This is a genomic window from Shewanella mangrovisoli (genome assembly GCF_019457635.1).
Classification (GTDB): domain Bacteria; phylum Pseudomonadota; class Gammaproteobacteria; order Enterobacterales; family Shewanellaceae; genus Shewanella; species Shewanella mangrovisoli.
Window position 1 is genome coordinate 1 of the sequence record NZ_CP080412.1, and the last position, 13419, is coordinate 13419.

Annotated in this window: 7 protein-coding genes and 5 pseudogenes; 10 read left to right on the top strand and 2 right to left on the bottom strand. The window is 46.6% G+C overall.

Annotation, left to right across the window (positions count from 1 at the left end):
* Positions 1-43: 43 nt before the first annotated feature.
* The 5 genes and pseudogenes from K0H60_RS00005 to glpG all read left to right on the top strand — a co-directional run bounded on the left by K0H60_RS00005 (position 44) and on the right by glpG (position 4402).
* Positions 44-673, top strand: a pseudogene (locus K0H60_RS00005) (TetR/AcrR family transcriptional regulator).
* A gap of 257 nt (positions 674-930) precedes the next feature.
* Positions 931-2122, top strand: a pseudogene (locus tag K0H60_RS00010) (glycine C-acetyltransferase).
* An 11-nt stretch (positions 2123-2133) separates the two neighbouring features.
* Positions 2134-3159 carry an L-threonine 3-dehydrogenase gene (gene tdh / locus K0H60_RS00015; RefSeq protein ID WP_011624622.1) on the top strand — a complete coding sequence of 342 codons (1026 nt, stop codon included), beginning with the start codon at positions 2134-2136 and terminating at the stop codon, positions 3157-3159.
* 143 nt (positions 3160-3302) lie between these two features.
* Positions 3303-3562: pseudogene (locus K0H60_RS00020) on the top strand (rhodanese-like domain-containing protein).
* Positions 3559-4402: pseudogene (glpG, locus tag K0H60_RS00025) on the top strand (rhomboid family intramembrane serine protease GlpG). The pseudogenes K0H60_RS00020 and glpG overlap by 4 nt, the downstream one beginning before the upstream one ends.
* 76 nt (positions 4403-4478) lie before the next feature.
* On the opposite strand, the gene elbB reads toward glpG, so the two are convergent.
* Positions 4479-5135 (bottom strand): isoprenoid biosynthesis glyoxalase ElbB, encoded by a 657-nt coding sequence (gene elbB, locus K0H60_RS00030; RefSeq protein WP_220056890.1) that lies wholly within the window; start codon positions 5133-5135, stop codon positions 4479-4481.
* 385 nt (positions 5136-5520) lie between these two features.
* Between elbB and polA the strand changes: the two are divergent.
* Positions 5521-8289 (top strand): annotated as a pseudogene (gene polA, locus K0H60_RS00035) (DNA polymerase I).
* Between the two features lie 989 nt (positions 8290-9278).
* Here the strand turns inward: polA and yihA are convergent.
* Positions 9279-9938, bottom strand: a complete 660-nt coding sequence (gene yihA / locus K0H60_RS00040; RefSeq protein WP_220056891.1) for a ribosome biogenesis GTP-binding protein YihA/YsxC — start codon at positions 9936-9938, stop codon at positions 9279-9281.
* A gap of 169 nt (positions 9939-10107) precedes the next feature.
* Here yihA and K0H60_RS00045 point away from each other — a divergent pair, with 169 nt between their 5' ends.
* The 4 genes from K0H60_RS00045 (at position 10108) to K0H60_RS00060 (ending at position 13373) form a co-directional block, all read left to right on the top strand.
* Positions 10108-10731, top strand: coding sequence for a c-type cytochrome (locus tag K0H60_RS00045; RefSeq protein ID WP_088212757.1), 624 nt, complete (start codon positions 10108-10110; stop codon positions 10729-10731).
* An 833-nt stretch (positions 10732-11564) separates the two neighbouring features.
* On the top strand, positions 11565-12203 hold the full coding sequence (locus K0H60_RS00050; RefSeq protein ID WP_039977643.1) for a class I SAM-dependent methyltransferase: 639 nt from the start codon (positions 11565-11567) through the stop codon (positions 12201-12203).
* An 82-nt stretch (positions 12204-12285) separates the two neighbouring features.
* A complete protein-coding gene (gene yihI / locus K0H60_RS00055) occupies positions 12286-12837 on the top strand; it encodes a Der GTPase-activating protein YihI (protein WP_220056892.1) in 552 nt (183 codons plus the stop codon).
* 68 nt (positions 12838-12905) lie between these two features.
* The gene (locus K0H60_RS00060) at positions 12906-13373 is read left to right on the top strand and encodes a DUF2489 domain-containing protein (protein ID WP_220056893.1); all 468 of its coding nucleotides are present in this window, start codon (positions 12906-12908) and stop codon (positions 13371-13373) included.
* The last annotated feature ends 46 nt before the right edge of the window (positions 13374-13419 follow it).

The window sequence follows — 13419 nt, forward strand, 5'->3', positions numbered from 1 at the left end:
CTCACTAGCCACTCTGGAAAATATATGAAAAACCCGCGACAAAATCATTCATGCCAGCCTTGAGCTATTCAATGAGCACGGCGAACGAAATATCACCACCAATCATATTGCCGCTCACCTGAATATGAGTCCCGGGAATCTTTATTATCACTTCCGTAATAAGGAAGACATTATTCGATTCATCTTCAGTCTCTACGAGGCGCACCTCGAATCGGGATTCCAGCCCTATGAAGGCGAGCAAGTCAATGTGGAACAATTGATCGGCTATTTCGATGCGATGTTTTATACCCTGTGGCAATTCCGTTTTATGTACGCCAATCTGGCCGATATTCTCGCCCGCGATGAAGAATTAAAAAGCCGTTAATTGCAGGCGCAGCAGCAAGTATTAACGCGCTCGAGCCACGTGCTGGATAAACTCAAGCAAGATGGTTTTTTAAATATCGACAATGACAAAATCACCCAACTTGCCGACACCATTAAGATGATTGTGAGTTTCTGGATTGGTTATCAACTCACTCAGTCCAGCACTTCGACCATCACGAAAGGCATTTTGTACGAAGGTGTACTGCGGGTATTGATGATTTTTAAGGCCTACGCCACACCAACCTCTCAAGCAACTTTTAGCCGTTTAGAGCAACATTATCACGAGCTAGCGACCCAAGATTCACTCTAACCAACTTACCGTCGCATTTAGCACTAAACTCAACAGGTTAAAGGTGCTAAATGCGGGCTCAATTTATGCCCTCGGCGGTGATGCTACCGACAGGCCGAACATGTTGCACATTAGTTTTTATAATGTAACAGCCCCTTTAGCCCTAAACTAATTTATCTAGCTAACCTGCATGAAAAAAAGGCTGTAGGCCGATAGGGTTTAGCGTTAGAATGCCGCAACTCCCAGAATCAGAATAAAGTTAACTAAGGAGATATCAGGTGGCCTCTACCTCATTCTACGCACAGATTAATCAACAGCTTGCCGATGTTAAAGCCGAAGGTTTATATAAAAGCGAGCGTGTTATTGCCTCACCGCAACAGACTGCCATTCAAGTTAATCACCAAGAAGTTGTTAACTTTTGCGCCAACAACTACTTAGGCCTAGCTAACCACCCAGAACTGATCAAAGCCGCACAGCAAGGCTTAGACAGCCACGGCTTTGGTATGGCGTCGGTCCGTTTTATTTGTGGCACCCAAGACATCCACAAACAACTCGAAGCCAGCCTGAGTGAGTTCCTCGGCATGGAGGACACGATTCTGTATTCTTCTTGCTTCGACGCCAACGCAGGTCTATTCGAAACCCTGTTAGATGCCGAAGATGCGATTATCTCCGACGCCTTAAACCATGCCTCTATTATCGATGGCGTGCGTTTATGTAAGGCTAAACGTTTCCGTTACGCCAACAACGATATGGCGGATTTAGAGACGCAATTGATCGCCGCAAAAGCAGCTGGCGCGCGCAATATTCTGATCGCCACCGACGGCGTATTCTCAATGGATGGCGTCATCGCCAACCTGCAAGGCGTGTGTGATTTAGCCGATAAATACGGCGCAGTCATGGTTGACGACTCACATGCCGTGGGCTTTGTCGGCCTAAACGGCCGTGGTTCACACGAACACTGTGGCGTGATGGGCCGTGTCGATATTATCACCGGCACCCTAGGCAAGGCCTTAGGTGGCGCATCGGGCGGTTTCACTTCAGGCAAAAAAGAAGTCATCGACTGGTTACGTCAACGCCTCTCGCCCTTACCTATTCTCTAACTCATTGGCGCCTTCAATTGTAACTGCCTCTATCCATGTATTAGAGATGCTCAAATCGGGCCAAGCACTGCGTGAAGCGGTATGGGAAAACAGCCGTTACTTCCGCGAAAAAATGTCAGCGGCAGGCTTTACCTTAGGCGGTGCAGACCATGCGATTATCCCTGTGATGATTGGCGATGCCAAACTGGCGAGCGATTTCGCTAACCGTTTATTAGCAGAACATATTTACGTTATCGGCTTCTCATTCCCTGTGGTGCCTAAGGGACAAGCCCGTATTCGTACTCAAATGTCGGCGGCCCACACCCGTGAGCAACTCGACAAAGCGATTGAAGCCTTTACCCGTATCGCTAAAGAAATGGCGATTATTTAGGACCCTACAAAATGAAAGCACTAAGCAAGTTAAAAGCCGAAAAAGGCATTTGGTTAGTCGATGCGCCTAAGCCTGAAATGGGCCACAACGATCTGCTGATCAAGATTAAAAAGACCGCCATTTGTGGCACCGACATGCACATCTACAACTGGGACGAATGGTCACAAAAAACCATTCCTGTGCCTATGGTGGTAGGTCACGAGTATGTGGGTGAAGTGGTTGATATCGGTCAAGAAGTGCGTGGCTTTAAAATTGGTGACCGCGTTTCTGGCGAAGGCCATATCACCTGTGGCCACTGCCGTAACTGCCGCGCGGGTCGCACCCATTTATGCCGTAACACCTCGGGTGTGGGTGTAAACCGTGAAGGTTCATTTGCCGAATACTTAGTGATCCCAGCCTTTAACGCCTTCAAAATTCCCGATGATATCAGCGATGATTTAGCCTCAATCTTCGACCCATTCGGTAACGCAGTACACACTGCGCTGTCATTCGATTTAGTGGGCGAAGACGTGTTAATCACTGGCGCTGGCCCAATCGGTATTATGGCTGCGGCCGTGTGTCGCCACGTTGGTGCTCGCCATGTGGTCATTACCGACGTTAACGAATACCGCTTAGAGCTGGCGCGTAAAATGGGCGCCACTCGCGCCGTTAACGTGGCTCAGGAAAGTCTGAAAGACGTGATGAAAGAACTCGGCATGACCGAAGGCTTCGACGTGGGTCTGGAAATGTCAGGCGTACCTTCGGCCTTCCACGCCATGTTAGATACCATGAACCACGGTGGCAAAATCGCGATGCTCGGTATCCCGGGTGGCGAAATGGCGATTGATTGGAGCAAAGTGATCTTCAAGGGTCTGGTCATCAAAGGCATTTACGGCCGTGAAATGTTCGAAACCTGGTACAAGATGGCAAGCTTGATCCAATCTGGCTTAGACATTTCGCCTATCATCACGCACCACTACAAGATTGATGATTTCCAAAAAGGCTTCGACGCTATGGGCTCGGGCCAATCCGGTAAAGTCATCCTCAGCTGGGATTAATTCTCTTAGCTATGCCAATCACGGGGCTGTACGCATACGGCCCCATGTTGCACATCTATCCATCGCTTATCCCTTTTCTGTTATTTCAGGTTTTATTATGTTATGTCTTCTTTAAACACCTCAGCGTGAATCAATTAGTGCAAATGACCGAGTCAAAGTCAGTGCAAATCGTCGATATTCGCGATGGTCACAGCTTTAACAACGGCCACATTGATGGCGCATTTAATTTGAATAACGAGAATCTGGCGCACTTTATCGGCCAAGCGGATATGGACAGTCCTTTAGTGGTGGTTTGCTACCATGGCATCATCAGCCAAAATGCGCGCAATACCTGTGGCTGAGCTTTGATGATCATCTATAATAAGATGGTGGCTTTAGCGCTTGGCATGAGGCCAATGCATGATAGAAATTGGCAGACTCCCCAACAGCAGAGCCGCGCAGGCCTTTGTCGATTACCTTAAAGGTGAACAGATAGACTGCCAAATTCAGCCATTGCCACAGGGAGTCGCTATTCTGGTTATCCGCGATCAAGATGCCGAGCAAGCCCGTAAAGAGTTCGCCCATTTTATCGCTCATCCTTACGATAACAAATACTTACAAGCCTCATGGGAGCATGGTGATACTCATACTAAGCTCGACTATGGCGCCCCTTCTTTACAGCTTTTTGCGCAATTTATCACAGGTGCTGGCCCAGTCACTCTTATCATCTTCGGCCTCTGTGTACTGATTTATGCCGCGATGAATTTAGGCTTCGGCGGCCCGGTCTATGAAACTCTCTCCTATTTCGGTGCGGTGCCTGACACCAGTTTCAGTCAATTCTGGCGTGTGTTTACCCCGAGCCTGATGCATTTTTCGGCCATGCATATCATCTTCAACTTACTCTGGTGGTGGTATTTGGGTGGCAAAATCGAGACTCGCATGAGCCTGGCCCACTGTTAATCCTGCTGGTCTGGTCGCAGGTACTTTACCCAATGTCGTCCAATACTATGTTAGCGGCCCCAACTTTGGCGGGCTGTCGGGCGTAGTATATGCCGTCGCAGGTTACACATGGGTCATGGGGATCCGCAAACCCGCGGCAGGGATAGGTTTACCGCCCTCCTACATGGGATTTATGTTGATTTGGTTAGTGTTGGGCTTTACGGATTTCTTAGGTGTGTCAGTGGCGAATGGCGCCCATATTGGCGGATTACTGATAGGTCTAGCCCAAGGCTGGTTCGATAGTCGCAGTAAAGCCAGTCGCTAATCCAACGCGCTTTCTTCCACGCTCGATTAAAAAGCAGGGTAAGCCCAAAGATTTACCCTGCCGCATTTAGGCGCCGTTACTTGGCCAGATCTAACACTTTGGCGACCAGCTTCTCGATACCGGAGTGCGCCTCGGCAATGTTCCCCGCCAGCATATAAGCGGGCGTGCTGACAATCTTATTCGCCTCATCCACCACGATATCATGCACAGTCGCCGCCTGATGATGGCCGCCCATCAGATTAAAGGCTGCGACTGTATCCACATCATTACCGATAGTGCCCTTAGCGCCGTGTCCATATAAGCGCGGGATCATCATAGGCGCGATACAAATAAAGCCGACGGGCTTTTTCGCCAGAATAAATTCATTAATAAAATCAGTCACGAGTGGATTCACTTCACACTCACTGCCATTGGTGGCGAAGTTACACAGATTTTTCGCCGCCCCAAACCCGCCAGGGATAACCAGTGCATCGAAATCGGTAATATCGAGTTCGGTGGTTGCTTTTACTTCGCCACGGGCGATGCGTGCCGATTCAACCAGCACATTACGTGTCGCGGTCTTGTCTACCTCACCAGTGAAGTGATTAACAACATGCATCTGATTGATATTAGGAGCAAAACACTGATATTGAGCCCCCGCTTTCGACAGAGATAATAACGTTAAAACCGATTCATGGATCTCTGTTCCATCGAAAACACCGCACCCACTGAGCAATACTGCGATTTTTTTCATTATAAATATCCTTCTTATGTCATTTGGTTTTAACAAACTGTAAACAAAATGGTTGATCTGCTTAAAAATCGTGCTAACTTAGTTCGTCGAATCTAAGGGCCGGTGAAATTTAAGCCAGCTTTTAGGTATTTTACGGAGTCAAGAAGAAATCCACAAATCAGGAAGATTTTTCAAGAAACAGTATTGAACTCACACAAATATTTTAAAAACATAAAAATCAACAACTTAAAAATATCGCACCAAGCCGTAAACATCGCCATTATTCACAGTTGACTTTTTCACTCACAGAGTTATCCACAGGCCGTGAGTCAATTTGCCGTGGCTGAAATACCGTATCTGTGGCATGCTTACCGCCATCTAAGTCATCGATAAACGAAAATTACTTATGCCGACCATAGCCAATAACCCACTTGTCCTTGTGGATGGATCTTCTTATTTATATCGCGCCTATTATGCGCCTCCTCACCTGACAAACTCAAAGGGCGAAGCTACTGGTGCTGTTTATGGCGTAGTGAATATGCTCCGCAGCTTATTAAGCCGTTATCAACCTAGCCATATTGCTGTGGTGTTCGACGCTAAGGGCAAAACCTTCCGCAATGACTTATATGAAGAATACAAAGCACATCGCCCACCTATGCCGGATGACCTGCGTTCACAAATTGAACCACTACACCGTATTATCCGCGCCTTAGGCTTGCCCTTAATCTCCATTCCGGGTGTTGAAGCGGACGATGTTATCGGCACTATCGCTCGCCAAGCGAGCCGCGAAAACCGCGCTGTACTCATCAGCACTGGCGATAAAGATATGGCGCAGCTGGTTGATGAAAATATTACGCTGATCAATACCATGACAGATACCATCATGGGCCCAGAAGAGGTTGCGGCTAAATATGGTGTTGGCCCAGACAGAATTATCGATTTCTTGGCACTGATGGGTGATAAGGCAGATAACATTCCCGGTTTACCCGGTGTAGGCGAAAAAACCGCATTAGCCATGCTCACAGGGGCGGGCAGTGTCGCCAATTTGCTTGCAGAGCCCGAAAAAGTCACCGAATTAGGCTTTCGGGGCGCAAAAACCATGGCGGCGAAAATCATCGACAATGCCGACATGCTAAAACTGTCCTATGAGCTGGCCACCATTAAAACCGATGTTGAGCTCGAACAAGATTGGCATGAACTCGAAGCCAAACCCGCAGACAGGGATGAGCTGATCAAATGCTATGGCGAAATGGAATTTAAACGCTGGCTTGCCGAAGTCTTAGACAATAAGGCGCCAACGACGGTCACTGCAAAAGTCGAAACGGCCGAAACCCAAGAAGAATCAACGCCCAGCGTCACGATTGAAACCCAATATGATACGATTCTGACCGAAGCTCAACTCGATGAGTGGATTGCCAAACTCATACAGGCGCCATTAATGGCCGTTGATACCGAGACCACCAGCCTCGACTATATGGTTGCGGAATTGGTTGGCCTGTCCTTTGCCGTTGAAGCCGGTAAAGCCGCCTATCTGCCCTTAGCCCACGATTATGTTGGCGCGCCTGCGCAATTAGATAAGCAGACTGCCCTCGAAAAGCTGCGCCCGCTACTCGAAGATGCCAAGATCAAAAAAGTCGGTCAAAACCTGAAATATGATATCAGCGTATTGGCCAACGCCGGCATCACACTCCAAGGCGTGGTATTCGATACTATGCTCGAATCCTATGTATTTAACTCGGTCGCATCACGCCATGATATGGATGGGCTGGCGCTTAAATACCTAGGCCATAAAAATATCGCCTTCGAAGATATCGCAGGTAAAGGCGCTAAACAGCTGACTTTCAACCAAATTCCACTCGAAACAGCAGCGCCCTATGCGGCGGAAGATGCCGATATTACCCTGCGTCTTCATCAACATTTGTAGGCAAGACTCGAAAAAGAAACCGAATTAGCCTCGGTCTTTACCGATATTGAACTGCCGCTGATCCAAATTCTGTCCGATATTGAGCGCCAAGGCGTGTTTATCGATAGTATGTTGCTCGGCCAACAGAGTGATGAACTGGCGCGTAAAATCGATGAGTTAGAAACAAAAGCTTATGATATTGCTGGTGAAAAATTCAATTTAAGTTCACCAAAGCAACTGCAAGTGCTGTTTTTTGAAAAGCTGGGTTATCCGGTCATCAAAAAAACCCCTAAGGGCGCACCGTCTACCGCGGAAGAAGTACTGGTCGAGTTGGCACTGGATTTCCCTCTGCCCAAAGTAATCCTTGAACATAGAAGCCTGACCAAGCTAAAGAGTACTTACACCGATAAACTCCCCTTAATGGTGAACGCGAAAACCGGCCGGGTACATACAAGCTACCATCAGGCCAACGCCGCAACAGGGCGTTTGTCCTCGAGCGAACCTAACCTACAGAATATTCCTATCCGCACCGAGGAAGGCCGCCGTATTCGCCAAGCCTTTATTGCACCGCAGGGACGTAAGATTTTAGCCGCCGACTATTCGCAGATTGAACTAAGGATCATGGCGCATTTATCCCAAGATGCAGGCTTACTCAAAGCCTTCGCCGAAGGTAAAGACATTCACAGAGCCACCGCCGCCGAAGTATTTGGCACCGACTTTGACAGCGTAACCTCGGAGCAGCGTCGCCGCGCCAAAGCCGTTAACTTTGGCCTTATCTACGGTATGTCCGCCTTTGGATTGGCGCGTCAGCTCGACATTCCCCGTAATGAAGCGCAAACCTATATCGACACTTACTTCGCCCGCTATCCAGGCGTATTAAGGTATATGGAAGAAACGCGAGCCAGTGCAGCAGAGCTAGGCTATGTCTCAACGCTATTTGGTCGCCGTTTGTATTTACCCGAAATTCGCGACCGTAATGCAATGCGACGCCAAGCAGCAGAAAGGGCCGCGATTAACGCCCCAATGCAAGGCACCGCCGCGGATATCATTAAAAAAGCCATGATCAGCATTGCCAATTGGATTAAAACCGATACCCAAGGTGAAATCGCCATGATCATGCAAGTCCACGACGAATTAGTGTTCGAAGTCGATGCCGATAAAGCCGAAACTCTCAAGCTCAAGGTGTGTGAGCTCATGGCCAAAGCGGCCAATCTGGACGTGGAACTTCTGGCGGAAGCCGGTATTGGTGATAACTGGGATCAAGCCCACTAGCATTCAAACTCTAGACTTTAGCTTCTAACATTGAGTTTTACCCAAACAAGGCTCGTCCGTTATCGGATGAGCCTTTATATTTGGTTCGACTTTTAGGCACCGCTAAACTCGACGTTGCAAAGAACAACATAACGAGAAGTTGCTTACGCAGGCGAAAACCTTAATGGCTAAGCCGCCTCAAGAGCGGGAAACAGCATTTGACTCTCCGTACAATGCTCTCAGTCACCAAATGCAATCCTCCACCTCAATTCTCGATGCTTCAACGCCGCCATAACTACAACCTTCTATCCGCGTGACAATCCACGCAAGCCTAAACAATCGTTCGCTGATGGATACAACCAAGAACAATCACCAAAATAGAGTAAAAACATTAAATCTGAAAAATTGATCAATTCTGTACTAAAAGTACGGTAAATTTTGCTATGTCAGTGGCTTAAATGCTTTTTGTGAAAATATTAGATCAAACACAGCTGTTTTTTTCACCTAAAACTTGAGATCTACCGCACATAATTATCACTTTTTCAAAAAAACTGTTTTCCATTTAGAGATAAATAGCGTATTATTCTCTGCGTAGGGTACAGAGGTTAAGATGTTCTATCTTTCAGACCTTTATTTCACTTATAGTGACGAGCCAAATTCTGGCGCCCCAGCAACTTGTTTGCTGGGGCTTTTTTTTGCTCTTTTTTCGGCCCAGGGATGATTTCAACAAAGGCGAGTAAATTTTAGAGTATTTACTTTAATAAAAGGTAAATTCGATGTATGCTGTCTTCATTGAGAACCATTGAAGGTAATTTGATGGTGCTTGAGTCTTGTTGAATTTAGCTTCTCCCCAAAAGAGCTAAAATTTTGGCCGGTGACTAATGTTATCGGCTATTTTTTTGCCACAAAACTTGTGGGGTGAAATCGATGTTTTATAAGGGAATATAACGGGATATCGCAGGGGAAGATGGCCGAATGCACTCAAGGCATCCGGCCATAAAGCAAAAGACTTACTCGGCGTCGCCTTGGTTTTCTAACTCATCAGCCAACCATTGCGGATGGCACCATTCATTTAAGATACTCAGCACTTTAGGTTTGCCCGTGCCCTTGAGCGCAGAAAAAGGCTCAACCTGTACCCAATCACCAAATTCAACCAACGCTTTACGCACTTCGTTTACGGTTTTCATCTTCGCGCTTTGCGCCAATTTATCGGACTTAGTCAGTAATGCGAGTACCGGAATTTCACTCGCAACCGCCCATTCGATCATCTGCATATCCAGATCTTTCAACGGATGACGAATATCCATCAATACCACAACGCCACTTAAGCATGCACGCTTCTGCAAATATTCGCCGAGGGATTGTTGCCATTTTAATTTCATCGCCAAAGGCACTTGAGCAAAACCATAACCCGGTAAATCGACTAATCGGCGCTGCGCATCGAGTTCAAATACGTTGATCAGCTGAGTGCGACCTGGCGTTTTACTGGTACGCGCTAAGTTTTTCTGCTCAGTTAATGCATTGAGTGCACTTGATTTTCCGGCATTGGAGCGACCAGCAAAAGCAATCTCAACACCAACGTCGCCGGGCAGATATTGATCCAAATGTGCAATGTCAGGTGCACTGATTAAAAACTTCGCCCTGCGAAAATCTATATGAGATTCAGTCACTATTTACTCCAATATATTTACTGCGCAATACCATAATTTATGAAGAATTGCTTACTTTTCCACGTTTTCGTGTAAAATATTACCCCGATCACATTAAACATATTTTACCACGCTTGCGGGTCACCCTAGTAAGCTCAGGATAATAATCTTAACCAGAAGTTGGAACGCCATGAAAAAGTTAGCTCTTGCGCTGTCTGTTGTAGTTGCCGCCATATCTTCACCTGCGATTGCTGAAGGTAATGCTGAAGCGGGAAAAACTAAAGTTATCGTTTGTTCTGCCTGTCACGGCATGGACGGTAACAGTATGATCGATATGTACCCTAAGCTTGCGGGCCAACACGCCACATACCTCCAAAAGCAACTACATGATTTCCGTAGTGCGGCGCAATCTGGCGGTAAAGATGGTCGTATGGATCCTATCATGAGTGGTATGGCAATGCCTCTAAGCGATCAAGATATTCTTGATATCAGCGCTTATTTCTCTAGCCAAGCAATCCAAGTTGCTGAGGCGAAAGATGTTCCTGAGCTAGGTTCAAAACTTTACAAAGGTGGCGATGTATCACGCGGCATCACAGCTTGTATGGCATGTCACGGTCCAGATGGTAAAGGTGCTGAGTCAGCAGGTTTCCCAGCATTAGCCGGTCAACACGCAAACTACATCAAGATCCAACTGACTAAGTTCCGTGATGCGGGTCGCCACAATGATCTCAACGGCATGATGCAAGATGTCGCGAAAAAGTTAAGCGACAGTGATATCGAAGCATTATCTAAATATATTGCTAGCCTGAAATAGGTTTTAGCGATGAAAAAGGGTGCATAGTCACCCTTTTTTACCACCACAAAGTTTACGTTAACGTAAACTGATGAAGATTCGTGCTTGACATAGATCACAGATTTGGGTTTAATAAGCCCCGTACCGAGATAAACCCATCTGTTTGTACAAATAAATTAATAATAACTTGCAGATTTCGGTATAATTAACATTCAAGATATAAGAATAAAGACTCTCAATAACAATAATATAACTAAGACCACTCTCTAATAATAATAAGAGCAGTGATTTCGCCTTGAAATCCCGGTCAGTACATTTTTGTAAGGGATGGCCGATAACGCCAATTTGCGATAAGCAAATCGCCTTACACTCAGGGTAACTTGCCCCATCAGGACACAGTTTGAATGATTCAAACTGTAGCAAAGGAAGCTAATAGCTTTGGATGCACTGGCTGGAAGCTTGTTATCACTGGAAGGTACTTCAAGCAACATGGATGGTTAACTTAACGTCATTGATGACGCTGTAATAAAGATGTGTCTTGAGACCATCTACGGAAACTGTGGTCTGGATGGCGACAGAAACTAATTAAGTGTCTGGAAGACCGATAACTAAAATGATGCAGGGAAAGCAGTAAAAAAAAGAAGGATACCGACCGGGAAAGTCGCATAGCAAGTAAGGATACTTGGAATCAGAATAGGGTGCAAAATGCACCGTTTGTAAGGCGGCAGTCTAACTGCCGCCTTTTTTCTTTGTTTTTCTTTGTGATAATCCACCGGCATACATCCAGCTCCGAAAGTGCACTTCCGCAATATAATTGTTACAATCAAGACCTTAATACTTTTCTAGTTGACTCAATGCGCAGATGTCCCCTTTGTCATAGCACGCAAACACTGTTGCTCCTTCAGGACAAGAAACGGTGTTTTTATGTTTGCCAGACATGCGGACTCACCTTTGCTGACGCAAATAGCCATCTTCCTCCCGCGGCAGAAAAGCAGCGTTATGGCCGTTCGCGGATTGCCGCCAAGCAGCGCCAACTGTCGCAATTTATTTTACCGCTACTGACACAAATACAATTGCAGCAAAAGGGTAGCCTCACGGGCTTAAATTTTGGCCGCGTGTTAGATCAAACCAGTCTGGCGACCATTGAATCGGCGGGACACACTTTCAAGCAGTATGATCCTTTCTTCGCGCCAGACCACGAAACGCTTAAGCAAGAGTATGATTTTATTTGCTGCTACCGAGTTTTTGAGCATTTTCAGCATCCCAGCAGAGAATGGAGTCTACTGACCCGTTTACTCAAATCGGGTGGCTGGTTAGCGATTAGCACACCCTTATTAATTGATTTAGAAGGCTTTGCTAAATGGCATTATAAAAACAATCTCACTCACGTGAGTTTTTACCAAAGACAAACCTTTGAATACCTAGCGAGTAATAGCGATTTTGAACTATTATTTGCCGCGAAAGACCTCGTTTTGATGCAAAAAACATCATAATCTGGTATAACAGCCGACCGAATTTAGTACCGAGTCGATCCCGTATCGGCTAGGCCACACGTTGTAAACAATTGAGAAAATCATGTCTCGTAGCAAGAAAACACGCAAGGGCGGCGAGAATAGCCCTAAATTACAGCCAAGAGTGAAAAAGCAGGATCGTGCAGAAGTCACTGGCAAGCGCGCCGAAAAGGGCAATAAGTCTGGCAGTCGTCATAATGAAGCAATGATCAATGCTCAAGCACCACAGAAAAAGGCTGCGCAGAGCAAAGATCCTCGCCATGGCAGCAAAAAGCCTGTGGCATTGGCTTTACCAACTGCAACAGAAAAGCCTGCCACACCAAAGGTTAAGCAACCTAAGCTAACCGACGAGCAAAAACTGCTGAAACTGGAAGAAGATCCAAGACTGAACCAGTTGCTCGATATGCTGGAAGAAGGCCGTAACCTAAGCAATGACGACCAACAGTGGTTAGATCAGCAGCTGAACAAGATTGAAGCCCTGATGATCAAGCTGGGTATCAGCGATGAGCTAGAAGATGAAGCGCCAGCGAAATCTAAAGCCGATTCAGATGATGACCTGTTCGATCGCTTTGAATCCGGTGCCGAACTGCTAAAAGATTATCAAGATAAGTTTTAAATCTTAGAATATGCATAAAAACAAAGCGCTCAGCCTTTGTTTTTATGCAGTCTAAACAAGGAGTTTACGTGTCTACCACTCTTATCCTGCTTGGTTTTATCATCATTGTTGCCCTCAGTAGCTACGCCACCTTCTTACTCCTCAAACTCAAGCAACAGAAACAACGCCAACAGGCGCTCACTGCCGAGCGTGAAGCGGCGGCTAACGCGAAACGCGCCCAAGTACTAGAAGATATTCGTTATATCGCCACCGCCATGATTGATGACCGCTGCGAAATCTCTGAAGGCGTGGTGAGAATTGGCCGTTTATTTGAAATTTTATCCTTAAGCGAGCGGGTTGCGCCTGAGTTCCCGGCATTCTTCCAACACTTTGAGCTGATTAAAGATCACCCGATTATGGAAGCTCGCCAAGCCCTGCCGAAGCAAGAACGTATGAAGCTCGATTTTGTCCGCATGAAATCTGAAGCTGAACTGGCCGAAGGCATTACCGCCGACGCCAAAAAGCTCTCCAGTTATCAGTTAAAAGCCCCGCATTAAGCTGACCACATTAACCTCAAGGCCAAAGCCTTGGCTTTGAGGCACA